This is a genomic window from Alkalihalobacillus sp. AL-G (assembly GCF_030643805.1).
Lineage (GTDB): Bacteria > Bacillota > Bacilli > Bacillales > Fictibacillaceae > Pseudalkalibacillus.
The window spans coordinates 2,872,341-2,898,185 of record NZ_CP094656.1; the positions used below are offsets into that span (position 1 = coordinate 2,872,341).

Below are 25,845 nucleotides of genomic sequence, written 5' to 3' on the forward strand. Positions count from 1 at the left end.
ACCTTTCTATCGTTTGTCCTCATCCATCCATCGTGCTGCATCTTTTGAAAAATATGTGATAATCAAATCTGCACCTGCACGTTTCATACCTGTAAGCATTTCAAGTACGACTTCCCTCTCATCGATCCAACCATTTTGACTTGCCGCTTTAATCATCGAATATTCTCCGCTGACGTTATAAGCTACGAGTGGCAAAGGAAACCGATCCTTCAGTTCTCTTAAAATATCAAGGTAAGCAAGGACAGGTTTCACCATGAGGAAATCTGCCCCTTCTTCATAATCCGATTGTGCCTCGCGAATGGCTTCCAAACGATTGGAAGGATCCATCTGGTAGGTTTTCCGGTCACCGAATTGTGGTGTGCTATGGGCAGCATCGCGAAACGGACCATAAAATGCTGAAGCATATTTCACTGCGTATGACATGATCGGAGTATCCTCGAACCCAGCTTCATCAAGGCCGCCGCGAATTGCAGCCACGAATCCGTCCATCATATTTGATGGAGCAATGATATCGGCCCCTGCTTGAGCTTGGGATACAGCAGTCTTAGCAAGTAACGCCAATGAATCGTCATTTAGAACATCTCCGTCTCGTATAACTCCACAATGCCCGTGATCCGTATATTGACATAAGCAAGTGTCTGCGATGACCGTCAACTCTGGATGACGCTCCTTTATGTAGGAAATTCCCTTCTGGACGATACCATTTTCTTCATATGCTGATGTACCTGTTTCATCCTTATGCTCAGGAACACCGAATACGATGATTGATTGAATCCCTAATCGGACGATCTCATCCAATTCCTCAGATAAGAGATCGAGAGAATAATGATAAACACCTGGCATCGAGCTTACTTCCTGCTTTACACCAGTACCTTCTACAATAAAAAGAGGATAAATCAAATCTTCTTTTCTTAAAAACGTTTCTCGAACTAAAGCGCGTATGCTTCCAGTTTTCCGTAATCTACGATGTCGTTGAAATTCACTCATTCTTTTTCCTCCCTCACTTTTTTTACAATCGAATCAAGCAATCCATCAATCGTATAAACGCTTGCGATTATATTTGCTTTAAATCCGTAGGATTCAAGAGTGCCTGCCGTAATTGGACCGATACAAGCAAATTGTAATCTTGTAGGAACTGATAATTCGTCCCTTATATGCTCAAAGAATAAATGAACCGTTGACGAGCTCGTAAACGTAACAATATCAACTTCGCCCTGTTTAACCAACTTGATCAGCTTCTGCTTTCGGGTTGTGTCCGGTACGGTTTCATAGGCAACGAAGGAATCGATTTGCTTATTCCTGCCCTCCATTCCCGACGCGATGGTATCTCTCGCAAGGCTTCCATGCGGAAACAACACTCTCTCATCATCCTGTAATACACAGCCGAACTCTTCCACAAATTGCTCTGCTACATATTCAGTCGGCGAAAAATGGACATCAAGACCATGCTCATTCAGAAGACTTTCTGTTTTCTCTCCAATGGCAGCGAGTTTATGGTTCTTTAAATCCTTCTCGTTAAGCTGTAATCGCTCTGCCATCTTAAGAAAAAACCGAACTGCATTTTGACTCGTAAAAACAATCCACTTATACTGGTCAAGCTGTTTCATCAAGTGTTCTATTGAACTAAGATCAGCTGGTAATCGAAACGTGATTAATGGGGCTGAAATTGCTGTCCCTCCAAGCCTTTCAATCTTTTTGATAAACGGAATAGCCTGTGCTTCAGATCGAGTAATCAGAATCCTTAGACCTGTAAGTGGCTTTTCCGATGGTATCATGATTGATCCAGCTCCTTTTTAACACTGTCAAGAATATCTTTCGCACCCCGGTCTATAAGGATGTTGGCCAATTTTATGCCCATTTGCTCAGCATCTGTCCCTTGTAACGTATCCTTTATGATCGTTTTGCCGTCTGGAGTGGCAACAAATCCAGTCAGGACGATATCTCCAGTAGCTTCTTCTCGTTCAGCCAATGCACCGATCGGGACCTGACATCCGCCTTCTAATGTACGTAAAAAGGCGCGTTCTGCAGATACCGTTTCAAAGGTTTCCGGGCAATTGATTTTATCGAGCCATGTTTTCAGTTCTTCATCATTCTCTCTACATTCGATCGCTAATGAACCTTGTCCTACCGCTGGGATACAAATTTCTTTATCTAGGTATTGAGTGATGACATCGTCGGACCAGCCCATACGTTTTAGACCGGCTGCAGCAAGGACGATCGCATCAAAATCTTCCTTCTCTAATTTAGCAAGACGTGTATCGATATTCCCTCTGATCGGCTTGATCGTTATATCCTGGCGACGAGCTAGCAATTGTGCACCGCGCCGTAAGCTGCTTGTACCGACAATCGCCCCTTCTTTTAATTCCTCAAACGACTGATGATTTTCAGAGACTATAGCATCCCTGCAATCCTCGCGTTCAGGAGTACAAGCCAGTTCGAGACCTTCAGGAAGTACAGATGGCATATCCTTCATACTATGTACGGCAAAATCGATTTCTTTTTGCAGCATTGCTTGTTCAATCTCTTTTACAAATAGACCTTTCCCACCTACTTTAGATAGAGTCACATCCAAAATCCGATCGCCCTTTGTAACGATTTCCTTGATTTCAAAGTCAAATGGCGCCTCAGCCTTTTTAAGCTGATCGATGACCCAGCGCGTTTGCGTCATTGCGAGTTTACTTCTTCGTGAACCGATAATTATTTTACGCATATAAATGCCTCCGTACAGTTAGTCTTCGTTTATTACAATACTTCCAATACTCTCCTCTACTTATACCAGAGATGAAACTCAGTTAATGTAGCCGCCAAAAAGTAGTTGATGAGAATGACGAGCAATCCTGCAACATTCCAATAGGCAAGTTTTCTACCATGTGCCCCTTTGGCAACCTTTAAATATAGATATCTGCTGTAGACGATAAAAACGAGAAATGAGCTGATTACTTTAGCATCCCACCAAATTGCAGGATCGAGTCCAATGTTATACCCATAAGTAAGTCCTAAAATCAGACTCAAAAGGATCATGGGTACCCCGACCATATTCAGAATGAATGATAAGGTCTCCAGCCTTGTCAGACTATCAAACCTCCAAAGCAATTTACCTACTTTCTTCTGTTTGAGCATGTTGTATTGTACAAGATACATAATCGAAAGAATGCTTGATAATGTAAACGCTCCATAAGCACTGAAAGCCATCGTAATGTGTATGATCGCAAGTTCATTGATCAATTGGTCAGATACGACTTCGGAAACCTGATTATTTGGTGAGAACCAGCTTACTGTCATGAGTATGAACCCGATAATATTCGTAAAAAACACGAACAAATCCACTCTAAAAAACCAATTGATTAAGAGTGAGAGGGTTACAATCATCAATGAATAAAAAAATAACCCCTCCGTAGGTGTTAAAATAGGGAAACGATTGTTTTCAACAATTCTTATAATAAAAACAAATAGCTGTAAAACCCAGACAATAGAAAGCAACCAGAAGGCTATACGGTTTGCCCTCCGGTTGTTTTGTAAAAAGTCAATAAAGTATCCAAGTACGCTCAGTGCGTACAAAATAATTGTCAAATCATAAATCCATCGGATACTACCCACATTGCAACTCCTCTCCAGGGAGTAAGCCTAGGTTGTTGCCGGTGATGTTGCCGACTTATATGCTTCTTCCTTTGCAGCTTCCTCTTTTAAAGTTGTTTGAACGTGTCGCTCAGATTCCAACACCTTTTCAACTTCATCTTCAATTCCGAACAACTGGATGAAAAGATCGAGATGCATTTCTGCATTTGGTTCACCTGCAAGCTCTTTCACACGAGTTACTGGATCTCTTAACAACTGATTTACAATACTCTTCGTATGCTTACTCAAGACCTTTCGTTCCCTGTCAGTAAGATCAGGCAGTTTTCGTTCAATGCTCGTCATTGTCTCAGATTGGATAGACAAGGCCTTTTGACGAAGTGCTGTAATTAAAGGTACTACGCCAAGCGTATTTACCCAGTTTAAAAAGTCTAGCAGTTCTTCCTCAATAAGAGTACGGACTTTTGCTGCCTCTTTTTCACGCTCTGCCAGGTTTGCTTCTACAATCCCTTCAAGGTCATCGATATCATATAAAAACACACTTTCAAGATCCTGTAGATCCGGTGATAGATCACGTGGAACAGCAATATCAACCATGAATAAAGGTTTGCCATTTCGTTTTCTTAAAACAGGGGCTACAGAAGACTTTGTCATTACATAATCAATAGAACCTGTAGAGCTTATTACGATATCAGTATTTTGCAAAGCCAGATTCAAATCGTCCAGTGAGCGTGCTTGTCCATCAAAACGTGCAGCAAGCTCGTAGGCCTTTGCGTACGTCCGGTTCATCACAGTGATGTGTTTAACACCATTGCTATGGAGATGCTTAGCAGTTAGCTCGCCCATCTTGCCAGCACCAAGAATCAATACACGCTTTCCTTCAAGTCCGCCGAAAATCTTTTTCGCAAGCTCCACTGCCGCATAGCTGACAGAAACTGCATTTTCACCAATGTCTGTTTCGGAATGTGAACGCTTCGCCATTGTGATTGCCTTTTTAAATAGTTCATTAAATACGGTACCTGTTGTAGCCATCTCTTGGGCAGTAAAAAAGCTTGATCTCACTTGTCCCAATATTTGCGTTTCCCCTAAAATCATGGAGTCGAGGCCACACGCGACTTTAAACAAATGCTCAACGGCATCTTCACGTTCATGTATAGTGAGATAAGGCGTCAATAAATCCTTATCAAGCGAAAACCATTCTGCTAAGAACGCTTTTATATAATATCGTCCAGTGTGTAATTGGTCTGCAACAGCATAAATTTCCGTACGGTTACACGTCGATACGATCACACATTCAAGGATGCTTTTTGTTTGGCGTAACCTGGTTAGTGCTTCTTCTAATTCTTCGGGCTGAAAAGATACTTTTTCTCGAATTTCTACTGGGGCAGTTTTATGGTTTAGTCCAACTTTTAAAATATGCATCGTCCGTCACCCCCTTTAATCGTTATGTAGTAAGTCAAAATCCACTATTATTATAACATGCATCAAATCGATAGAATCCAAAAAGATGTGAACAGTATATGAAAGTCATGATAAAATATGGGTTAGCGACGAGCGGTACTTGCACGAAGACTACGAGTTGTACCGAGGAAGCTGACCTCGGAGCATTCACTTGTAGACGCAGGCACATGAGACCTTGGGTACTTTTTGAACATCTTTATTAAGTATTCCCGACTATCCAAATTTTAGTATAAGTCGCCTTATAATGCTTTAGATGCTTTGTAATACTTGGATTGCCATCTATAATGTATCAAATTTCTTTTAGTTTCGCAAAAGTTCGACACTGAACACCAGTGTATAAGGAGGTCGAAATGAATCAAGCAAAATTTCCAGCAATGCTTTTAATCGGTATAGGGGTATATTTTTTATCAAGGCAATGGGGGATCCCGTTTATCGGTGAAATGGACCTACTCCCCGCATTATTATTAATAATGGGAATTGGGTTCCTGATGCAGGGAAACGACCCGCACGCACTATTTTCCGGAATTGTGATTTGTGGACTTGCTGTACATTTTTATGCGCGTACACAACTTACATTTTGGCCGGACAAATGGGCTGTCTATACTTTGATTGTCGGGATCGCCTTTCTTGTCCAAGCTAAAAAGACAAAACAACAAGGGCTTTTGATCGGGGGTTTCCTGACCATACTCTCCCTTTTTGCGATCCTATCAACGGGAGCCATTGGTATCATGGGAGAAATCCTATCGTATACAGAAAGACTTTGGCCAGCACTTTTAGCCCTTATCGGTATTTATATGTTTTTAAAAAATAAGTGATGAAGAATGTGAAAAGGATGTCCCAATTTGATATGGGGCATCCTTTTTATTAGAGTATTGAGCTTAAAAAGTCTTGTGTCCGCTTTTCTTTTGGATTACTGAATAGTTCCTCCGGGTGCCCCCGTTCCACGATCTTACCGTCATGCATATAAACGACCCAGTCAGCAACTTCTCGGGCGAAGCCCATTTCATGAGTGACAACAACCATTGTCATTCCTTCTTTAGCCAATTGTTTCATTGTCGATAGCACTTCTCCTACCAACTCTGGGTCAAGAGCTGAAGTCGGTTCATCGAATAACATGATATCCGGCTTCATAGCCAATGCACGTGCAATCGCTACCCGTTGTTTTTGTCCGCCTGACAATTTTGACGGATACACATCTGCTTTATCTGCGAGTCCGACCTTATCAAGCAGTTCTTTACCTTCCTTGATCGCTTGAGCTTTGTTTACCTTTTTCACATTTATAGGGGCTTCAATTACATTTCCAAGCACCGTTTTGTGTGGAAACAAGTTAAAGTGTTGAAAGACCATACCAACTCTTTGTCGTACTTTGTTCAAATCGTCTTTTCGCGGATCAATCTCTTCATTCTCTAATATGACTCTCCCACCACTTTTAATCTCGAGGAAATTCAAGCAGCGAAGCAATGTGCTTTTTCCAGAACCACTGGCACCAATTAAAACGACCACATCATTCTCTAGAACATTCATATCGATATCTTTTAAAACATGTAAATCGCCAAAGCTTTTATTTAGCTTCTCTGTTTTGATCATCTCTCGCTTTTCACTCAAGTCTATTCACTCCCCTTAATCACTTACCGACATCCTTTTCTCTAGCATGTTTACAAAGACTGTCAACACCAATACGAGAATTAAATAATAGACTGCTACAATTAATAGGTAGGTCATCGGATCAAAATTTGAAGATCCCAATGTCGTAGCGATATTAAATAATTCTGGTACACTAATGAATGCTGCTAGTGATGAATCCTTCATTCCAATGATGAATTGGTTTCCCAACGGAGGTAATGCCCGGCGAAAAGCTTGAGGAAGAATGATTCTTCTCATCGTCAAGGTTGTTGTCATCCCAAGTGAACGACCAGCTTCCGTTTGACCTTTGTCCACCGCTTGGATCGATCCACGGAAGATTTCCGCGATATACGCACCGTTATGGAAGGCAAGCCCCCATGTAGCCGCCCAAAATCCAGACATATTGACGATTTCTGTGAGACCGAAATAGAAGATGAAGATTTGAACGATTAGTGGTGTCCCACGTACAACCCCAATGTAGGCATCGGCAATCAACGAAAAAATCTTATTGCGGGATATTTTTAAAAATGCAAAAAATAGGCCAATCACAATAGCGATGAGTAATGAAGCTGCTGTCAATTTTAAGGTCAACAGGGCTGCATCTAAGAATACATCATAGTGTTCTATGAATTTTGCAAGCACATGGCTGAATTCAGGCAAACGTCTTCAACTCCTTCTTGTGAATAAATCAGGCTGACCCAAAACCAAGGTAGGACTACTCTATTCTCACCACAACATTTAAATATGACTAAATGATGCAACGAGCAGAGTATACCGAACCCGACTGAGCCAGCCCGAAATTCTTCTATTTGTCACATTGTATGCCGTTTATTTCTCTGATGTTGTGATGTCTTCTCCAATCCATTCCTTGCTTAGTTTTGCTAATGTACCGTTATCTTTCAATTTCTGTAACGCTTCATTGACAGCTTTAAGCAATTCAGGATTTTCCTTTGAAATCGCAATCGCCTGTTCACTTTCTCCAAGTCGTTCCTTAGCGACAATTTCAAACCCGCTTTTGATTGCTAATTGACCAGTGATGAAATCAGTGATCACAGCATCATTCTTACCTTCACTTAATGCTTGTAATGCAACGACATCACTGTCGAAAGTCTTAATATTATCGGTATATTTCACCGCCATTTTTGCATAAGTCGATCCTTTAGAAACAGCTACATCTTTTCCTTTCAGGTCTTCTGCTGTTTCGATATCACTGTCAGGACGTACGAAAATTTGTGGTCCTGAGTAATAATATGGCTCTGTAAAATCAACTTCTTTTGCACGTTCGTCTGTAATCGTATGACTTGCTACTGCCGCATCAAAACGGTCACCTTTCACACCTGCAATGATACTGGCAAACTTATATTTCTGTGGACTTGGCTCTAAACCTAATTCTTCAGCAATCGCATTCGCTACAGCAATGTCATAACCGACCATTTTAGTTGGGTCATCAGGATCCGCATAACTGAATGGTTTAAATTCGCCAGAGGAAGCAAATGTGAATTTTCCATCCTCAACTAGTTTGTAATCTTTATTTCCTTCGTCACCACTTGCATTATCATTTTCATCTGATCCGCCACACGCTGCTAAAAGTAGTGAAAACATTAACAGCATCGACATCCATACGCTAAGTTTTTTCATTCTCTTTTGACCCTCTCCTTATATTTATATATTATTTTGAATCACATCAATAGCTGACGTGAACAAAACACACCCACATGTCTATCGTATCAATATAATAGACTTGTCTCAATTTTTAAATAAATGCATATTTACCCATATGTATCCAAGAGGCGATTTCACCGTTGATATGATGGCTTATCCTTCGATTAACTCCGATATAGTATATTTCCCTACCCTTTTACGTTATAAATCAACAATTTTGCTATGTTAATAAAAGATTCCCTGGGTACTTGTTTCGATATCTAAATGAAAAAACCTCCCTGTTTTTTTAACAAGGAGGCTGTTAACGGATTTATATACATTAAGGAATGCATATTTATGAAGTTTCTTTAGATGAGACTCTCAATCGTAGACCAGACCTTCTCTTTTCCAAAGGACGTTTCCGCAGAGAAAAGTAGAACTTGATTGTCTTTGGCCATGTTAAGGGTTTCACGAATTACCTTCACGTGCTTTTGATGCTTGCCTTTCGGTATCTTGTCTGCCTTTGTGGCTACCACGATTACCGGAATGTCAAAATGAGCCAACCATTCATACATCAATTGATCATCCTTTGTCGGCGGGTGCCTTACATCAATAAGCTGAATTACCGCTTTAAGCTGTTCGCGTTCCGTCATATACGTTTCAATCATGCGTCCCCATGCTTCTCGTTCCTTTTTTGAAACCTTTGCGAAGCCATACCCTGGAACATCAACGAAAAACATTTGCTCATTCAACAAATAAAAATTAAGCGTCTGGGTTTTACCTGGCTTTGAAGACGTTCGAGCCAGACTTTTTCGATTGATCATCTTATTGATGAACGAAGACTTACCAACATTAGATCGACCTGACAAAGCGATCTCAGGCTTAATATCCCCTGGGTATTGCTCAGGTTTGACGGCACTGATTATTAGTTCTGCAGTTTGAATTTTCATTATTCTTCACCTGTCAATGCTTCCTTTAAGACTTCATCTAGATGAGTGACAGGTATGAAAGTTAAATCTTCCTTTACACTATCTGGAATATCATCTAAATCTTTTTCGTTATCTTTTGGAATTATTATTTTTTTAAGTCCAGCACGATGTGCACTTAATGTTTTTTCCTTCAGACCACCTATCGGCAAAACTCTGCCACGAAGGGTGATCTCACCGGTCATCCCTACTTCTTTTCTTACAGGGCGGTTTGTTAGGGCGGAAATTAATGCAGTAGCCATTGTAATCCCTGCCGATGGCCCATCCTTTGGAGTCGCTCCCTCAGGAACGTGAATGTGAATATCGTTTTTATCCGAAAACTCTGGATCGATATTCAGTTCTTCTGCCCTCGATCGAATATAGCTGAATGCTGCCTGTGCAGATTCCTTCATTACATCTCCTAGCTTACCCGTAAGGATCAATTTCCCTTTACCAGGAGCTACCGATACTTCAATTGATAATGTGTCCCCACCAGCTGTCGTATAGGCAAGACCTGTTGCAGCCCCTATCTGATCTTCTTCCTCAGCCTGCCCGTACCGGAATTTCGGCTTACCTAAATAATCCTCTATATTTTTATCTGTTATAATGACACGTTTTTTATCTGCAGACACGATTTGCTTTGCTGCTTTTCTACAAAGAGAAGCAATCTGACGTTCAAGGCTTCGCACTCCAGCTTCTCGAGTATATAGCCGTACAACCTGAAGAATCGCTTCATCGCGAATTTGTACTCTCCCCTTGTCTAGACCATGAGCCTTTACTTGCTTTTTCACAAGATATTGCTTAGCAATATGAAGCTTTTCAACCTCGGTATACCCTGCAATCTGAATCAATTCCATCCGATCCAGCAAAGGACCCGGGATTGTTGACATATTGTTCGCAGTCGTGACAAACATGACCTTCGACAAGTCATAAGGCTCTTCGATATAGTGGTCACTAAACGTGTGGTTTTGCTCTGGGTCAAGAACCTCAAGCAGTGCTGATGATGGATCACCACGAAAATCATTAGACATTTTATCAATCTCATCCAATAAAAAGACTGGATTAATGGATCCCGCCTTCTTCATCCCCTGAATTAAACGCCCTGGCATTGCTCCGACATAAGTTCTTCGGTGTCCTCGGATTTCAGCCTCATCTCTAACCCCACCTAGTGAAATTCGGACAAAATTACGGTTTAATGTTCGGGCAATTGACCGTGCTAACGACGTTTTACCAACTCCTGGCGGCCCTACTAGACAAAGGATCGGCCCCTTTAATGAATTCGTCAGCTGTTGAACCGCTAGATATTCCAGAACCCTTTCCTTGACTTTCTCAAGTCCGTAATGATCCTCATTGAGTATTTTTTCCGCGTGTATAATATCGAGATTATCCTCTGTTTCCTTAGTCCATGGAATGTTTAACAGCCAGTCAATGTAATTTCTGATAACTGCACTCTCAGCTGAGCTTTGCGGCATTTTTTCGTACCGATCAAGTTCTTTCATTGCCATATCTTGAACGTTTTTAGGCATATCCGAGTCATTGATTTTTTCCCGGAGTGACGTTACTTCTCCAGCTTTTCCTTCTTTGTCACCAAGTTCTTTCTGAATCGCCTTCATTTGTTCGCGGAGATAATACTCTTTCTGGGTTTTCTCCATTGACTTCTTGACTCTTTGGCCTATTTTCTTTTCAAGGCCCAAAACTTCTCTTTCATTTTTTAAAATGTGAATGATTTCGTTCATGCGATCCTTGATATCCAATGTTTCAAGGATTTTCTGCTTCTGCTTAACCTTTAGCGGCAAATGTGAGGTAACGATATCCGCCAGTCTTCCGGGTTCTTCAATATCTTGTACTGAAGCTAACGTCTCTACGGTTACCTTTTTCGATAAATTTATGTATTGTTCAAATTGCTTAATCAACGTCCGCATGAGTGCAGTTTCTTCAGCATCTGGTTCAGAACGTTCATCTAATAGCTTTACGGTTACTTCGATATAGTCCTTTTTAGGATTAAAATCAGTAATCTCACCACGTTGAACACCTTCGACAAGAACTCTAATTGTACCATTAGGGAGCTTCAACATCTGGTTAACCTTTGCGAGCGTACCCATATGATAAATTTCATCTTCCGTTGGTTCTTCTATGGCCACTTCTTTTTGAGTGGATAAAAAGATATGCTGATCATCCATCATTACTTGTTCTAAAGCTTGAACGGACTTTTTACGACCTACATCTAGATGTAACACCATTCCAGGGTAGACGAGAAGTCCTCTTAAAGGTAATAACGGAATTTCTCTGGACGATGATCGAGCCATAGAAACACACCTCCATCATTCTATTTGAAGGATGACATTCATTGTTGTCATCACCTAATTTTTTTAGGTATTTCATCTAATCAATTCTATCTGTAAAAACGTTGTTTGTCCAATGAGAAGTCATTACTATTTTCTTGAACTACAGCATCTGAACTCAGTCGGGATTTCCAATTAAAAAAGGAAGTCCTGCCTCAAACAACTCTAGGCGAGGACTCCTGTGCAGCGATATTTTCAACCCGCTCTTTGTGAAAAGAATCTTTAAACACTTCTTCAAAAACATCTTCTAGGTGATCCACATAATGAATCGTGATTCCTTCAATTTCTTTCAGGATGGACTGTTGATTTTCTCTAGGGACAAATACCTTTTCCACTCCGGCTTGCTTTGCTGCTGTAATCTTTGCAAAAACTCCTCCTACTGGCTTCACTCTTCCGTGAATACTGATTTCTCCAGTCATAGCGACTTTATTATCAATCTTTATACCTTTAATGGCAGAGTAGATAGCCGTTGCAATAGCAGTCCCTGCAGAAGGTCCATCAACAGGGGCACCGCCAGGGAAATTAATATGAATGTCGAAGCTGTTTGCTGAAAGACCCATACGTCTTAACAAGGTAAGTACATTTTCAACAGAACTTTTTGCAAGACTCTTTCGACGGATTGACTTCGCTTGACTTCCAATGCTTTCTTCTTCGACAATCCCTGTGATCATGATCGTCCCTTTATCTTTGGTCGGAATAACTGTCGCCTCTATTTCAAGTAATGCCCCTGTATTCGGTCCATATACTGCTAATCCATTTATGAACCCTATCCTTGGTTTTGCATGGATCTTTGAATCGAGCCTTGGGGTCAGTTGACTTGAATGCAACACCCATTCGATATCATTTTTTGTAAGGTGGTTACGATCCTCGGTGATAGCCAGACCCGCTGCTATTTGAATGCTGTTTACAGCTTCCCGCCCATTTCTTGCATATTTGGAGAGGAGCTGCAGTGCACTTTCTTCAATGGAAAACGAGATCTTTTCAACGGCACGTTTTGCAATTCGGACAATGTCTTCAGCAGTCAGTTCTTTAAAGAATATCTCTAAACAGCGTGATCGGATTGCCGGCGGAATTTCATCAGGTGTTCGGGTTGTTGCGCCGATCATGCGAAAATCTGCAGGTAACCCATTTTGAAATACGTCATGTATGTGAGAGGGTATCTGGGTGTTTTCACTACTATAATAGGCACTTTCCAAAAACACCTTTCGATCCTCTAAAACCTTCAATAGTTTGTTCATCTGTATTGGATGTAGTTCTCCGATCTCGTCGATGAACAACACTCCACCATGAGCATTGGTCACCGCACCTTGCTTCGGTTGGGGAATTCCAGCTTGTCCCATCGCTCCTGCTCCTTGATAAATCGGGTCATGAACCGATCCAATCAATGGATCAGCGATTCCCCGTTCATCGAACCGGGCAGTTGTGGCATCAAGTTCCACAAAAACAGCCGTCGGACGAAATGGTGAACGTTTATTTTTCTTTGCTTCCTCAAGGACAATTCTAGCAGCAGCCGTTTTCCCTACACCTGGTGGTCCGTAAATGATGACATGCTGTGGATTTGGACCACATAGGGCTGCTTGTAGAGCTCGAATCCCTTCTGCTTGACCAATTATTTCATCAAACCTAGATGGTCGAACCTTTTCTGCAAGTGGCTCACTTAACGAAATACTTCGCAGCTTTCTAAGCTGATCCATCTCTTTTTTTGATTCTTTATCAATCGAAACCTTTTGGGTCCTTTGGTTTCGTAAAAGATTCCAAAAGTACAGGCCGATTATGACACCGAAAAACAATTGAACAATCAAAGCTATACCTGTCCAGCTCATGCTTTCCCCTCCTGTATGTTCATTATTTCTAGTATCTCCGGGCATGAGCTCAACTAAACGTAATAATTTCCCTGAGGAAAGGAATATGAGAGAGGAATCATCTAGGTTTTGATGGTTGATTCCGCCATTTCTCGTCCAATTTAATGATTTCTCGTGGAATTCAGATTTTTCTCGTCTAAAATGAAATTTTCGCGTCTAATTTGTAATTTTCTCGTCTAACTCAAAAATCCCTCGTCTAGGTCGAATTTAAGAGGATTTTCGCTTAAATTAAATAAAAGCACAGGCTCTCTGACAGCCATAAAGCCTACAGAGCGACCAATGTGGATTCTGATCACATCAACAAGGTTTCCTAAGGCTCGGAACATAAAACAAGAAGCGCCAAAAATTAGCACTACTCGTTTAAATATTATTCTTTGATGTCTGTCATAACAGATGTCATAGCTTGTAGGTCAAGATTGCCCTCAACATTTGTACTGTTGGGAGAGTCTTCCTCTTCGAGCATGGCATCAACATTAATGCCAGCCCAAATTCCAGTGTTTATAGAAGAGTGGGATTTGTCGTTCTCTTCATTTTCTACGTTAACATTTACACCGCTTCATAAAAAAACACTTCGCTGAATCAGCGAAGTGTTTTTTCCTTTTATCTTTTATGCACTTTCTTTAGGTGTTTCTTTCTTACCTTTAACTACTGTTCCGTCTTCCATCACAAGCTGTGGCGGAACTTTATCGATAACGGTTTCGCTTGTAATGATACATTTCTTGATATCTTCACGAGAAGGTAGGTCGAACATGACATCGAGCATGATCCCTTCAATGATTGAACGCAAACCACGTGCACCTGTTTTTCTTTCGATTGCTTGCTTCGAAATTTCACCTAGTGCGTCTTCAGTAAATTCCAATTCAACGCCATCGAGCTGCAATAACTTTATATATTGCTTAACAAGCGCATTTTTCGGTTTCGTCAAAATCTCAACAAGGGCTTCTTCATCAAGTGGTGTTAAGCTTGCTGTGACAGGGAGACGACCGATGAATTCCGGAATTAACCCAAACCGAAGCAAATCTTCAGGTAACACTTTTGATAAGTATTCTCCTTGCTTTAGGTCCGCATTTTGTGAGCTTTCCGTACCGAATCCGATGACCTTTTTACCTAAACGACGTTTGACAATCTGCTCGATTCCATCAAAGGCACCACCGCATATGAAGAGAATATTAGTCGTATCTATTTGGATAAACTCTTGATGCGGATGCTTTCGTCCACCTTGAGGGGGAACACTTGCAACCGTACCTTCTAATATTTTCAATAGTGCTTGTTGCACACCCTCACCGGATACATCGCGTGTGATAGAAGGGTTTTCTGATTTCCGGGCAACCTTATCGATTTCGTCGATGTAGATAATTCCACGTTCTGCTTTTTCGACATCATAGTCTGCAGATTGAATTAGTTTAAGGAGAATGTTTTCAACGTCTTCCCCTACATACCCAGCTTCTGTCAATGACGTAGCGTCTGCAATTGCGAACGGTACATTCAAGATGCGAGCCAATGTTTGAGCGAGTAGAGTTTTACCACTCCCAGTAGGTCCGATCATTGCAATGTTACTTTTCGCGAGCTCGACATCATCGGATTTTTTTGAAGCATTGATCCGCTTATAATGGTTATACACCGCAACAGATAGCGATTTTTTCGCCTGGTCTTGACCTATGACATAGTCATCAAGAATTTGGCGGATTTCTTGAGGTTTTGGTACATCTTTAAATTCTACATCCTCTTCTGTACCTAACTCCTCTTCAACGATTTCCGTACATAATTCAATACATTCGTCACAGATATATACACCCGGTCCGGCAACCAGTTTTCTTACTTGGTCTTGTGTTTTACCACAGAAAGAACATTTCAGTTGTCCTTTTTCTTCGTTAAATTTAAACATTTAATCACCCCTAAAAGTGGTTTGGATGAAGTGTTACTAATAGTCTTTTGCTATAGTTGGTATTTTACACATTGAAACATTTTCAATATGTTTCCATACAAGGCAGATCGCTGCTCGTATCGATTTAATTTCGGATTATGTATACGATTTTATCATGAAGATATCGAAAACAAAAACAATAACCCTTTTTACTGATTCCTGTTTTGATATGTACAATGTTAGGGTGCCGGTAAGTATCAGTATAGTCATAAAACAAGGATGTAATTCCTAGATCATAGTTATTTTCAAAACATTTTTCTTATGTGTAAAACAAGGCACGAATAAATCGCGCCTTGTTCTAATTTTATTATATATTATGCAACAGTTTTACTATTCTCTACAAGAAAGTCAATAGCTTTACGGACTTTCAAATCACTTTTAAGAAGGTCAGGTCCGCCTTGCATTGCAAGCATTTGCTTCATCTTATCGACTTCCATTTGGTACATTTCAGCCATTTTCTTAATTTCCTCTTCCACTTCTTCTTCATCAGCTTCGATGTTTTCAGCTTCTGCGATAGCTTCAAGAGTTAAGTTTGTGCGAACACGCTTTTCAGCATCCTCGTTCATTTGTTCCTTTAATTGATCTTCTGATGTACCAGAGAATTGATAGTACATTTCAAGGTTCATCCCTTGCATTTGTAAACGTTGATCAAATTCCTTCATCATACGATCAAGTTCAGTTTCAATCATCGCTTTTGGAACATCGATTTCTGCATTAGCAGATGCCTTTTCAACGAGTTGATCACGCTTTTCGTTTTCAGCTTGAGTTGTTTTTTCGTTTTGTAGACGCTCTTTAATGTTTGCCTTCAATTCATCAAGCGTTTCTACTTCTTCGTCAGCATCCTTAGCGAATTCACCGTTAAGCTCTGGAAGTTCAAGCTGCTTGATTTCGTGAATTTTCACTTTGAAGACAGCTTCTTTTCCTGCAAGCTCTTCAGCATGATATTCTTCAGGGAATGTAACAGTTACATCTTTTTCAGCACCCGTCTCTTCTCCGACAAGCTGCTCTTCAAAACCAGGAATAAAGGAACCTGATCCGATTTCAAGTGAATAGTTTTCAGCTTTTCCGCCTTCAAACGGTTCACCATCTACGAAACCTTCGAAATCAAGAACGATCGTATCGCCGTCCTCTACTTTCCCGTCCTCTTTAACCGCTAGTTCAGCATTCTTCTTTTGAAGCTCTTTAAGTTCATTTTCAACATCTTCTTCGGTTACAGTCGTTTCCTGCTCATCAACTTCAAGACCTTTGTATTCGCCTAGTTTCACCTCAGGCTTTATCGTAACAGTCGCTTTGAAAATAAGGTTCTTGCCTTTTTCCATTTGCTCGATATCAACATCCGGTTGATCGACAGGCTCGATTCCTGTTTCCTGAATAGCTTCACTGTATGCACTTGGTAGTAAAATATCTAAAGCATCTTGGTATAGTGCTTCTACACCGAAACGCTTTTCAAACATAGAACGAGGAACTTTCCCTTTACGGAAACCAGGTACGTTTACTTTTTTAACGACCTTTTTAAATGCCTGATCCAACGCAGTGTCTACGCGTTCAGCTTCTACTTCAATCGTTAAGACACCTTGGTTGCCTTCTTGCTTTTCCCAGTTTGCACTCATGACTATAATTCCCTCCAACATTTATCTTCTTAAAGTATGTGTTCAAAAAGTAGACCAATTGGATACTTTTCAAACATCCTTTTAAAACTTCATTAACGTATCAATGAGTTTACAACCACTTCATTATAACACATGGCTATTGGTTTTCAACTGTTAGGGTGGTTCCCCGAAAAACCAATATCTTTCATCGAAATCCGTTCAATTTCTAAGATTTTTTCAACAGCATTTTCGATGGTTTCTTCATTGAGCGAAAAGGTTTGCTTCAGTTCATTCACATCAAACTCAATACCGTTTAACCGATGGGAAACTTCTAGTACCGCTGTTGCCCACAATTGTTCGTTTAAAGGGTCAGGTTGAAACGGATAGATCATAAACAAGTAATGATCCCATATTTGTATCGCCATTTCCATCAAGGTTGGATTTTTTTGTTCGAGTTGATGGGAGACGATTTTCTTAACAAGCCTATAAAATTGTCCTTCAGGTATGTCGACTAGGTTACTCGTATGTACGGTTATCGTTTTACCAAATTTATGTATATCCATCGAATCGGAAATGTTCCCGTCTTTCATCATCTGTAAAACAATCGTTTTTAGAGATGGATTTGCATCCGGATATGTAAGAAACTTCTTTAACTCTTCCTTAATGATAGGGTGCCCGACTGCTTCAATTGACTGGACTGCTTGCCATTGAAGTTTAGAATCCGGAGACTGAAGCTGAGCAGCTATTCTATCAAGGTCATTTTCCGAAAGCATTTCCGCTTTTTTCTCGTAAACGTTCTCCGTTTGATCTGTGTCGTCCACAGCCATTTTACGACTGAAATAGAGCAGCTGATAAAAGTTTTCGGCCATTTGTGCGGGTAAGGTTTGTTCTTGGATGACTGCCTCTAGAATTTCCACTACTTCTTCATAATCCCCTAATTGGATGAGGATCGATATGTATATCTGAAGCACGTCATAATACTCACCTATATCTTTTTTAAGGATCTCGTCACACTTTTCCTTCGCCTCTTCAAGCTGACCTAGTTCGACCAAACTCAAAACAACCCCGACATTTCCCTGTGGGTGCTCTGGTTCCATTTCGATCAACTGTTGAAAATAATTAAGTGATTCTTTAAATTTTTTTTGTTTAAGAGCAGACATTCCCTTATTAACAAGCTTTCCGGTTAGGTTTGGGAAGTAGACGATTTTACTGTCATGCGGCCCTTTTTGATGTTTTTCCAAATCAATCTCCCCGCTTTTTACAGACACTTTAAAGTAAGTTTAGCAGTTTAGTTCACTAAAAACAAATATATTCATGCAGGCATTACCTGCATTGATATCGTTTTGACAAAGATGAAACAGTTCTAGATTTTAAGGCTGGGTATACCGCTTTTGATGTGATGATTGGAACACTTTGGTTGGTTGATTATTCACCTATTTATATTGTGGGTTACAAAATGGTTACTTAAGTTACTGAATTATCCGCCATTCCGATTCTAGAACTTATAATCCTTAGAGTCCCTACATTCGAAGATTTTTTGCATATTAGATCGCGAATACACTTGAATCCTGATCTTATTCATAAAATATGGCCATTACTAAGCCTTGTCAAGCATGCTCACTTTTCTGGTAGATGACGCAAAAAAACCTTTGCATAAGCAAAGGTTCATATTATGTATGGTATAGATGGCGTCCCAGGAGCGATTCGAACGCCCGACCGACAGCTTAGAAGGCTGTTGCTCTATCCTGCTGAGCTACTGGGACCTATGGAGCGGGTGATGAGAATCGAACTCACGACCAGAGCTTGGAAGGCTCTTGTTTTACCACTAAACTACACCCGCATTTATCAGCGACAATATTTAATATACCGGAATAATTGCTTTTTGTCAATGAATTTTTCAAGAAAACTCATTACTACATTACCACATTACCGCGGATAGTTTGTAGAAAGATGGGTTATTTCTTTCCCATCTAAATTGAAAAAGCGTACTTTCACATTCGTGTCACCAAACTCACAGATCGCATACGATTTTTCAAACCGACCTCTTGGTAGCCGTATGCTTCCTGGGTTTACAAAGATCATTCCATCCTTTTCAAAGGTTTCGGCAAAATGAGAGTGACCGAAACAAACCAGGTCAGCCCCATTTTCCTCCGCCTTGTAGGCAAGCTTCATATACGACATCTTCACATTGTAGAGGTGGCCATGTGTAACAAAGATCCGTATTCCTTTTTGTTCAATAAGCTTCTCATTGGGAAATTCCTTATGGCTCATGTCCATATTCCCTTGCACATTGTGAAAACGTGAAAGTGTCAGGTGATCCGCTGATAATTCAGAATCCCCACAGTGAATCTTTACATCGACATGATCTTTGTGCCGTTCCATAATCTCACTAAGTTCACTTGTTAGCCCATGGCTGTCACTTACCACTAGAATATTCATAATCGACCTCCACGGTTATTGATCTTAAAAAGAAACCCGTTAGCTCAACCCTAGTGCACATATCGTATTAAAAGACCTCACTCCAACGATCCTTCAATTCCTTCAAGGCATTCGCACGATGGCTAATTTGATTCTTTTCCTGTGATTCCATTTGTGCTAACGTTTTTAAAAAAGAAGGGACATAAAATATAGGATCGTAGCCAAATCCATTTTCACCAATTGGCTGTTGAGTGATTACACCTTCACATTTACCTTCTATTGTATAAGTTGTTTTCCCTGGAATCGCAACTGCTAAAACACAAACAAAACGGGCGGTACGTTTCTTGTTCTCCACGCCTTCCATTTTACGTAAAACCTTTTCCACGTTTGCACGATCATCCTTGTCTTCTCCTGCATAACGTGCCGAATAAACGCCTGGCTCACCATCTAGTGCATCGACAACCAAACCTGAATCATCGGCAAGAACAGGTTCATTGAAATGTTCAGCAATTACTTCCGCCTTCAGACTTGCATTCTTCTTAAAAGTCGAACCGGTTTCTTCAACTTCCTCATGGTAATCAAGATCCTTAAGGGATTGAACTGAAACACCGAACTCATCAAACATCGACTTAAACTCACGAACTTTCCCTTCATTATGTGTTGCAATAATAATTTTCTTCATTTTACCTTATTCTCCTGCTCGTTCATCGATCAGGCGGCTCACGTCTCCAAGAATTTCTTTTTGAAGCTCGATTAGTTCATTAATTCCTTTTTCACCGAGAGCTAACAATTCCTGAAGCTGTGAAAAGGAAAAAGTTGCTTCTTCTCCTGTTCCTTGAAGCTCAACGAACTCCATACTACCAGTCATAACGATGTTCATATCGACATTGGCAGTTGAATCCTCCTCATAGCATAGATCCAATATCGCACCATGTTGAGGGGAAATTCCTACAGACGTTGCTGCAAGGTATTCCTTGATCGGCATCTTTTTAATCGTTTCCTTCTCAATGAATCGGTTAAATGCTAATGCCATTGCAACAAATGCTCCTGTTATACTTGCCGTACGAGTTCCGCCATCAGCTTGAATGACATCGCAGTCGATCCAGCACGTCCGCTCTCCAAATTGATTCAAGTCTACTACTGAGCGAAGCGCTCTCCCGATTAAACGTTGAATTTCCATCGTCCGCCCAGAAACCTTTCCTTTACTGGATTCACGAATATTTCGTTGTGCCGTTGCTCTAGGAAGCATGGAATACTCTGCAGCAATCCAACCTTTTCCTTGTCCACGCATAAACGGAGGCACCCGTTCTTCGATACTTGCTGTACAAATTACTTTCGTATCACCAACAGCAATTAACACGGACCCCTCAGGGTGTTTGATATAGTTTGGTTCAATATGTATTTTTCTTAATTGATCATTCTCTCTTCCGTCTGTTCGCATCGTGACCCTCCTCTGTCTAATTACAGGACTACCGTTTAGTATAGCCCATTCGCTCCATTTCCTTACGAATTAGGCATGATTTTTTTCTTCATGTGTAAAAAGAAAAAGGCGGTCATAAAACCGCCCTTTTATCGTATCATACCTATTGTCAAAGTTCATTCCTCAATTAGAATTCAACCGTATTTACATTTGCCGGTCTAGAAACCGGTTCCGCTAGGATCTTTCCCGATTCATCTAGAACTTCGGTGTTCCCATTCACTTTCAAGGCTACCTTTTCAATGCCGTCAATTTCAGTTAGCGAGAGTACGAGCGCATTCAATACTGCATCCGAAATTGCCGTGTTCTCATTTTGTCCGAGTATCGCATCATTAAAGTTAAGTGTTACCACACCATCTTCAATAACAGGTGCTGATACGAGTTCAACCGTGTTCAGGAATTCAGATAATAATCCCGATTGAAGTGAAGGACCGTTTATCAACTCATTGATAGTTGCACCTACAGGATTATTAGTAGCAGGTACTTTCCTTGTAACTGGTACGTAGTAAATCTTCTCTTTATCGTTTTGAGAAAGGAAGTAAACCGTAACTGTATCTGTGTTCGTTACATCAACAATCCCATTCATTTCGATATTGATTCCATTTTCACGAGTTAAACCATCGCCGATTGGTGTTTGACTGACCGGCATAACTGTTTGTTCCACTCCGTTAATTTGGACTTTGACATTATTGATGTTATCGAACTGAGTTAATGTATAGGTTAAAGATTGTAAAATGCGTAATTCGTCCTCCGGTGCATACTGCTTAAACTGTTCTGAAAAATCAACCGTCGCTGTACCTTGGTTAATATTTAGCCCAAGGACTTCAGTTCCAGCAGGTAAAACTGCTCGCATACCATTTGGTAGCAAATTGCTCACTTTGCCATCTTGCACAAGGTGTTCGATGACCTGCTTAGCTGGTTCCGCCGACTTCGGCAGCTGTAGTACTTGTGGAACAACCATACCGTTTTCGTCGATTAGAAATACCTGTCTCTGACTCGATTCAGCCGCACCTGCCGGAGCATCCTTCCCCCCTGCCAATGCATCGGTGTTCTCCTCACTTTGATCAAGTGTTTCCCCTTCATCAAGATAGTTGACCTCTTGTGGCGGGTCAATTTCATTCGTTGTTTTTTCAGTCAACAGTCCGCAACCTGATGTAACCAGCAACAGGACTGTTAAAAGAGAGACCAATACGATTCTTCTCTTTTTGATCATTCCATTCCCTCCTACGGTGGTTTGTACTAATATGTATACGAGCCATCCTTTGATTTAGACCACTGATGTACAATTTTAGATAAAGCTCAAAAAGTGGAATTGGTTTGAATGCTTTTAAAACCAAGCGAAAATAAAAAAAAGAAGGATTTCGAGCGTTTGAAATCTTGCTCGAAATCCTTCATTATTGTTTGAAACTAGTGAGTTGTGATATTACCCGTTAGTCTAAATGAATATGTTCAATGTGCTCGATGTCTTGATTGAACCATTCACTAGTTAGACGGTTGAACATCTCGCTCGATCCGGTTGTATAAAAACGATGTCGCGGTGTTCGGTCACCAGTGTATGATCGATTGCTGTAATGCAGGAGTGTACTTACTTCTCTTGCGGTTTCAGTACCGGATGAGATGATTGAAACGTTATTCCCCATGAACTTTTTAATTATTGGTGATAGAAGTGGATAATGTGTACAGCCGAGTATCAGTGTATCAATTGATAAATCGCGTAAAGGAGCTAGACGCTCATACACCACTTGTAACGCTTCATGAGTATTGACCGCTCCATTCTCTACGAGGGGAACGAACTCTGGACATGCAAGACTATGGACATTTACTCGTTCATCGATATTATGCAAAGCTTGCGCGTATGCCTGACTTTGAATCGTTCCCTCTGTTCCAATGACTGCAATTTCTCTTCGTTTCGTTATTTTCAAAGCCGCTCTCGCTCCAGGGTGGATAACACCTACTACCGGTATTGGTAAGGTAGCTTGAACTTCCTTCAATACAGCAGCAGTTGCAGTATTACAGGCAATTACGAGCAATTTTATATCTTTTTCGTATAAGTAACGAATCATATTTAGTGTATAACTCCGAACCTCGTCAAAGGGGCGTGGACCATAAGGGCAACGTAACGTATCCCCTAGGTAGAGAACTTCTTCTTTAGGTAATTGCCTCATTACTTCCCGAGCGACCGTCATTCCCCCAACGCCTGAATCTATTATTCCTATCGGTCTATTCAAGTGATCCCCTCATTTTATTTCGATGTCTGATTTTCATCATGCTTATTCATTTCATCATAAAGGAGGTGAAGACATTCCTGAAGATTATTTATATCTCCATCAGAGAATGTTCCAGTCAATTGCTCTAGATACTTTTGTCGGCGTTTGATTACCTCTTGAATAATTTCGTAACCTTTATCAAGCTTTTGGATTCGTACAACACGTCGGTCATTTGAATCCCTCACTCTTTTGACTAAACCGTTCTTTTCCATACGGTCGATTAGATCTGTTGTTGTACTATATGCAAGATACATCTTATTGGATAGATCCCCGATTGTCATCTCATTTTCCTCAAACAACCATTGTAGCGCAATAAATTGAGGTGGGGTAATCGAGAAGTCGTTAAGAATTTCTCTTCCTTTTTGTTTAATATGCCCCGCTATCATTCGAAGGGATTTTTCAATATCATTAATCTGACCCTGTTTTGATTGCTCCAACTAAGCTACCTCCTGAACAACTAGTTAAATCCATTGTGCTTGGTTTATTGTTTTTTTTCAACTATTATTTAAAGAAAACTCGATGATTGCCGAGCATTTAGGCGAAAGCAGAAACGTAGTTGCACTTATACTATAGAAGTATAAGTGCAAAGAAATAGCCTAAACTCTATCAATCATCTGATTTTCTAGCACCCTTAATCACAATAAGGGCCAATCCAACATCTTACAAAGATGATTTGGATCAGCCCTAATATTTATGAATTCTCGTGCTATTAGCCATTATTGAAAAAAGTGATTACGTACATATTCCATAACTTGTTGTGAGGAATCAAGCTGTAATACTTCTTCCAACTTGGCTGCAACCTCTGCTTTATCCAAGTGGAGAAGTTGACTTCGTGCAGGTAGGATAGACGTTGCACTCATGCTGAACTCATCTAGGCCAAGACCGAGCAACAAAGGTATAGCCGTTTCATCGCCGGCCATTTCCCCACACATACCTGCCCATTTACCATTTCTGTGAGCAGCGTCAATTACATTTTTTACGAGACTTAAAATGGCTGGGTTATACGGCTGGTACAAATAAGAGACTTGCTCATTCATTCGATCGGCAGCCATTGTGTATTGAATCAAGTCATTTGTTCCTATGCTGAAGAAATCCACTTCCTTAGCAAATTGGTCTGCCATTACTGCGGCGGCAGGGATCTCTACCATCATTCCAACTTGGATTGAATCAGATACGCGAATATTCTCAGCAACAAGCTTTTGCCTTTCTTCATTCAAAATTTTCTTTGCTTGACGAAATTCATCCAGGGTTGCAATCATCGGGAACATAACCTTAAGGTTACCGAAGGCACTCGCACGTAATAAGGCACGTAGTTGGGTACGGAAAATTGTTTGTTCATCTAAACACAACCGGATCGCCCGGTAACCGAGAAAAGGATTCAATTCATCTGGAAGGTCTAAATAAGGAAGCTCTTTATCGCCGCCAATATCAAGAGTCCGGATTACAACTGGTTTTCCTTCCATTTTTTCAAGCACTTCTTTATAGGCTTCAAACTGTTCGTCTTCTGTCGGCAATTGGTCACGATTCATATAAAGAAATTCTGTTCGGTAAAGGCCGATTGCCTCAGCACCGTTATTGAGTACCCCCTCAAGATCTTTAGGGGTCCCGATATTTGCTGCCAACTCAACGCGCTGACCATCCTTTGTCTTAGAAGGTTCACCGACTAGTTTTGCCCATTCTTGTTTCTGCTCAATATGCTTATCAAGCTTTTTCCGATATTCGTCAAGCTCTGAAGAAGTTGGATCGATCAACACACTCCCATCGATACCATCAATTATAACGATCGTGCCATTCTCAATCTCTTCTGTAATCTTTTTCGTCCCTACAACTGCAGGAATTTCCATCGACCTAGCCATGATTGCAGAATGTGACGTTCTTCCCCCGATATCTGTGGCGAATCCTTTTACATAGTTACGGTTGAGCTGTGCTGTATCCGATGGAGTAAGATCTTTCGCGATGATGATAACCTCTTCTGTAATCATACTCGGCGAGGAAAAAGTAACGTTGAGCAAATGTGCAAGCACCCGTTTTCGAACATCTCGAATGTCTGCTGCTCTCTCTTTCATATAGTCATTATCCATGTTTTCAAACATTGTAATAAACATTCCTGTAACGTCATCAAGTGCACTTTCTGCATTCACCATTTCTTCGTTAATCTTGCTCTTTACGTTATCGATAAGCTCTGGGTCTTCCAATACAAGAAGATGGGCAGCAAAAATTGCTGCCTTATCCTCACCAAGTTCTTTTTCAGCATGTACCTTGATCGCTTCGAGTTCTTTTTTAGATTTAGCGATCGCATCAGTAAAGCGTTCAATTTCTTGTTTTGGATCCTCGATCGTCTTTTTTTCTACTTCTAGGACTGGGTCTTCAAGCTTGAACGCCTTTGCAATGGCAATTCCTGCCGATGCTCCGATCCCTGTGATTTGTTGGCTCATTACTGTGCCAAACCTTCTTGCTTCAACACATCATCTAACGCTGAAAGAGCTTCATCAGCATCGGAACCATCTGCTTTAATTGTAATTTCTGACCCTTGTTGAATCCCTAGAGACATGACACCCATGATTGATTTTAGATTTACAGATTTACCATTGTGAACCAACTCGATTTCAGAACTGAATTGGCCAGCTCTATTCACTAATGTAGTAGCAGGTCTTGCATGGATTCCAGATTCACTCGTTACTTTAAATGTTTTTTCAGCCATTA

General features: G+C 40.7%; 23 protein-coding genes and 2 tRNA genes. 1 reads left to right on the forward strand and 24 read right to left on the reverse strand.

Annotated elements, in window-relative coordinates; genetic code table 11:
- Positions 1 to 6: 6 nt before the first annotated feature.
- Genes hemB through hemA form a run of 5 tightly spaced genes read right to left on the reverse strand, consistent with a single transcriptional unit; the run spans position 7 to position 4,995 of the window.
- Positions 7 to 987: a porphobilinogen synthase gene (hemB, locus tag MOJ78_RS14735; RefSeq protein WP_304978093.1), complete on the reverse strand. Its 981-nt coding sequence runs from the start codon at positions 985 to 987 to the stop codon at positions 7 to 9.
- The gene (locus MOJ78_RS14740) at positions 984 to 1,775 is read right to left on the reverse strand and encodes a uroporphyrinogen-III synthase (RefSeq protein ID WP_304978094.1); all 792 of its coding nucleotides are present in this window, start codon (positions 1,773 to 1,775) and stop codon (positions 984 to 986) included. Before MOJ78_RS14740 ends, hemB begins: the two co-directional genes overlap by 4 nt.
- A complete protein-coding gene (hemC, locus tag MOJ78_RS14745) occupies positions 1,772 to 2,710 on the reverse strand; it encodes a hydroxymethylbilane synthase (RefSeq protein WP_304978095.1) in 939 nt (312 codons plus the stop codon). The genes MOJ78_RS14740 and hemC overlap by 4 nt, the downstream gene beginning before the upstream one ends.
- 56 nt (positions 2,711 to 2,766) lie before the next feature.
- Positions 2,767 to 3,597 (reverse strand): cytochrome C assembly family protein, encoded by an 831-nt coding sequence (locus MOJ78_RS14750; RefSeq protein WP_304978096.1) that lies wholly within the window; start codon positions 3,595 to 3,597, stop codon positions 2,767 to 2,769.
- Positions 3,598 to 3,624: 27 nt separating this feature from the next.
- On the reverse strand, positions 3,625 to 4,995 hold the full coding sequence (hemA, locus tag MOJ78_RS14755) for a glutamyl-tRNA reductase (RefSeq protein ID WP_304978097.1): 1,371 nt from the start codon (positions 4,993 to 4,995) through the stop codon (positions 3,625 to 3,627).
- 389 nt (positions 4,996 to 5,384) lie between these two features.
- On the opposite strand from hemA, the gene MOJ78_RS14760 reads away from it, so the two are divergent.
- On the forward strand, positions 5,385 to 5,849 hold the full coding sequence (locus MOJ78_RS14760) for a LiaF transmembrane domain-containing protein (RefSeq protein WP_304978098.1): 465 nt from the start codon (positions 5,385 to 5,387) through the stop codon (positions 5,847 to 5,849).
- 49 nt (positions 5,850 to 5,898) lie between these two features.
- Here the strand turns inward: MOJ78_RS14760 and MOJ78_RS14765 are convergent, their stop codons facing one another.
- From MOJ78_RS14765 to MOJ78_RS14855, 19 genes are all read right to left on the reverse strand, one after another.
- Positions 5,899 to 6,621 carry an amino acid ABC transporter ATP-binding protein gene (locus MOJ78_RS14765; protein WP_370529818.1) on the reverse strand — a complete coding sequence of 241 codons (723 nt, stop codon included), beginning with the start codon at positions 6,619 to 6,621 and terminating at the stop codon, positions 5,899 to 5,901.
- Between the two features lie 33 nt (positions 6,622 to 6,654).
- The gene (locus MOJ78_RS14770) at positions 6,655 to 7,317 is read right to left on the reverse strand and encodes an amino acid ABC transporter permease (protein WP_304978100.1); all 663 of its coding nucleotides are present in this window, start codon (positions 7,315 to 7,317) and stop codon (positions 6,655 to 6,657) included.
- Between the two features lie 168 nt (positions 7,318 to 7,485).
- Positions 7,486 to 8,295, reverse strand: a complete 810-nt coding sequence (locus MOJ78_RS14775) for a transporter substrate-binding domain-containing protein (protein WP_304978101.1) — start codon at positions 8,293 to 8,295, stop codon at positions 7,486 to 7,488.
- 371 nt (positions 8,296 to 8,666) lie between these two features.
- On the reverse strand, positions 8,667 to 9,248 hold the full coding sequence (yihA, locus tag MOJ78_RS14780; protein WP_304978102.1) for a ribosome biogenesis GTP-binding protein YihA/YsxC: 582 nt from the start codon (positions 9,246 to 9,248) through the stop codon (positions 8,667 to 8,669).
- Positions 9,248 to 11,569: an endopeptidase La gene (gene lon, locus MOJ78_RS14785; RefSeq protein ID WP_304978103.1), complete on the reverse strand. Its 2,322-nt coding sequence runs from the start codon at positions 11,567 to 11,569 to the stop codon at positions 9,248 to 9,250. The genes yihA and lon overlap by 1 nt, the downstream gene beginning before the upstream one ends.
- 191 nt (positions 11,570 to 11,760) lie before the next feature.
- Entirely contained in the window at positions 11,761 to 13,428 is a 1,668-nt protein-coding gene (gene lonB / locus MOJ78_RS14790) for an ATP-dependent protease LonB (protein WP_304978104.1), read from the reverse strand.
- Positions 13,429 to 14,074: 646 nt separating this feature from the next.
- The gene (clpX, locus tag MOJ78_RS14795) at positions 14,075 to 15,352 is read right to left on the reverse strand and encodes an ATP-dependent protease ATP-binding subunit ClpX (protein ID WP_304978105.1); all 1,278 of its coding nucleotides are present in this window, start codon (positions 15,350 to 15,352) and stop codon (positions 14,075 to 14,077) included.
- 353 nt (positions 15,353 to 15,705) lie between these two features.
- Positions 15,706 to 17,001, reverse strand: a complete 1,296-nt coding sequence (gene tig, locus MOJ78_RS14800) for a trigger factor (protein ID WP_304978106.1) — start codon at positions 16,999 to 17,001, stop codon at positions 15,706 to 15,708.
- A gap of 146 nt (positions 17,002 to 17,147) precedes the next feature.
- Positions 17,148 to 18,221: a tetratricopeptide repeat protein gene (locus MOJ78_RS14805; protein ID WP_304978107.1), complete on the reverse strand. Its 1,074-nt coding sequence runs from the start codon at positions 18,219 to 18,221 to the stop codon at positions 17,148 to 17,150.
- Positions 18,222 to 18,666: 445 nt separating this feature from the next.
- A tRNA-Arg gene (locus MOJ78_RS14810) sits at positions 18,667 to 18,743 on the reverse strand.
- 3 nt (positions 18,744 to 18,746) lie between these two features.
- Positions 18,747 to 18,820, reverse strand: a tRNA-Gly gene (locus MOJ78_RS14815).
- A gap of 86 nt (positions 18,821 to 18,906) precedes the next feature.
- Positions 18,907 to 19,419 (reverse strand): metallophosphoesterase family protein, encoded by a 513-nt coding sequence (locus MOJ78_RS14820; RefSeq protein WP_304978108.1) that lies wholly within the window; start codon positions 19,417 to 19,419, stop codon positions 18,907 to 18,909.
- A gap of 67 nt (positions 19,420 to 19,486) precedes the next feature.
- Entirely contained in the window at positions 19,487 to 20,080 is a 594-nt protein-coding gene (locus MOJ78_RS14825; RefSeq protein WP_304978109.1) for an XTP/dITP diphosphatase, read from the reverse strand.
- A 6-nt stretch (positions 20,081 to 20,086) separates the two neighbouring features.
- On the reverse strand, positions 20,087 to 20,839 hold the full coding sequence (gene rph, locus MOJ78_RS14830; protein WP_304978110.1) for a ribonuclease PH: 753 nt from the start codon (positions 20,837 to 20,839) through the stop codon (positions 20,087 to 20,089).
- A gap of 166 nt (positions 20,840 to 21,005) precedes the next feature.
- The gene (locus MOJ78_RS14835; RefSeq protein ID WP_304978111.1) at positions 21,006 to 22,088 is read right to left on the reverse strand and encodes a GerMN domain-containing protein; all 1,083 of its coding nucleotides are present in this window, start codon (positions 22,086 to 22,088) and stop codon (positions 21,006 to 21,008) included.
- A 217-nt stretch (positions 22,089 to 22,305) separates the two neighbouring features.
- Positions 22,306 to 23,103 carry a glutamate racemase gene (racE, locus tag MOJ78_RS14840; RefSeq protein ID WP_304978112.1) on the reverse strand — a complete coding sequence of 266 codons (798 nt, stop codon included), beginning with the start codon at positions 23,101 to 23,103 and terminating at the stop codon, positions 22,306 to 22,308.
- 14 nt (positions 23,104 to 23,117) lie between these two features.
- A complete protein-coding gene (locus MOJ78_RS14845; RefSeq protein WP_304981272.1) occupies positions 23,118 to 23,528 on the reverse strand; it encodes a MarR family winged helix-turn-helix transcriptional regulator in 411 nt (136 codons plus the stop codon).
- Positions 23,529 to 23,858: 330 nt separating this feature from the next.
- Positions 23,859 to 25,577, reverse strand: coding sequence for a phosphoenolpyruvate--protein phosphotransferase (gene ptsP / locus MOJ78_RS14850; RefSeq protein ID WP_304978113.1), 1,719 nt, complete (start codon positions 25,575 to 25,577; stop codon positions 23,859 to 23,861).
- Positions 25,577 to 25,843, reverse strand: coding sequence for a phosphocarrier protein HPr (locus tag MOJ78_RS14855; RefSeq protein WP_304978114.1), 267 nt, complete (start codon positions 25,841 to 25,843; stop codon positions 25,577 to 25,579). The genes ptsP and MOJ78_RS14855 overlap by 1 nt, the downstream gene beginning before the upstream one ends.
- Positions 25,844 to 25,845 lie beyond the last annotated feature (2 nt).

Coding starts and splice junctions, on each gene's coding strand:
- hemB (WP_304978093.1), bottom strand. CDS start 987: ATGAGTGAATTTCAACGACATCGTAGATTACGGAAAACTGGAAGCATA.
- MOJ78_RS14740 (WP_304978094.1), bottom strand. CDS start 1,775: ATGATACCATCGGAAAAGCCACTTACAGGTCTAAGGATTCTGATTACT.
- hemC (WP_304978095.1), bottom strand. CDS start 2,710: ATGCGTAAAATAATTATCGGTTCACGAAGAAGTAAACTCGCAATGACG.
- hemA (WP_304978097.1), bottom strand. CDS start 4,995: ATGCATATTTTAAAAGTTGGACTAAACCATAAAACTGCCCCAGTAGAA.
- MOJ78_RS14760 (WP_304978098.1), top strand. CDS start 5,385: ATGAATCAAGCAAAATTTCCAGCAATGCTTTTAATCGGTATAGGGGTA.
- MOJ78_RS14765 (WP_370529818.1), bottom strand. CDS start 6,621: ATGATCAAAACAGAGAAGCTAAATAAAAGCTTTGGCGATTTACATGTT.
- MOJ78_RS14775 (WP_304978101.1), bottom strand. CDS start 8,295: ATGAAAAAACTTAGCGTATGGATGTCGATGCTGTTAATGTTTTCACTA.
- yihA (WP_304978102.1), bottom strand. CDS start 9,248: ATGAAAATTCAAACTGCAGAACTAATAATCAGTGCCGTCAAACCTGAG.
- lon (WP_304978103.1), bottom strand. CDS start 11,569: ATGGCTCGATCATCGTCCAGAGAAATTCCGTTATTACCTTTAAGAGGA.
- lonB (WP_304978104.1), bottom strand. CDS start 13,428: ATGAGCTGGACAGGTATAGCTTTGATTGTTCAATTGTTTTTCGGTGTC.
- clpX (WP_304978105.1), bottom strand. CDS start 15,352: ATGTTTAAATTTAACGAAGAAAAAGGACAACTGAAATGTTCTTTCTGT.
- tig (WP_304978106.1), bottom strand. CDS start 17,001: ATGAGTGCAAACTGGGAAAAGCAAGAAGGCAACCAAGGTGTCTTAACG.
- MOJ78_RS14820 (WP_304978108.1), bottom strand. CDS start 19,419: ATGAATATTCTAGTGGTAAGTGACAGCCATGGGCTAACAAGTGAACTT.
- MOJ78_RS14825 (WP_304978109.1), bottom strand. CDS start 20,080: ATGAAGAAAATTATTATTGCAACACATAATGAAGGGAAAGTTCGTGAG.
- rph (WP_304978110.1), bottom strand. CDS start 20,839: ATGCGAACAGACGGAAGAGAGAATGATCAATTAAGAAAAATACATATT.
- MOJ78_RS14835 (WP_304978111.1), bottom strand. CDS start 22,088: ATGATCAAAAAGAGAAGAATCGTATTGGTCTCTCTTTTAACAGTCCTG.
- MOJ78_RS14845 (WP_304981272.1), bottom strand. CDS start 23,528: ATGATAGCGGGGCATATTAAACAAAAAGGAAGAGAAATTCTTAACGAC.
- ptsP (WP_304978113.1), bottom strand. CDS start 25,577: ATGAGCCAACAAATCACAGGGATCGGAGCATCGGCAGGAATTGCCATT.
- MOJ78_RS14855 (WP_304978114.1), bottom strand. CDS start 25,843: ATGGCTGAAAAAACATTTAAAGTAACGAGTGAATCTGGAATCCATGCA.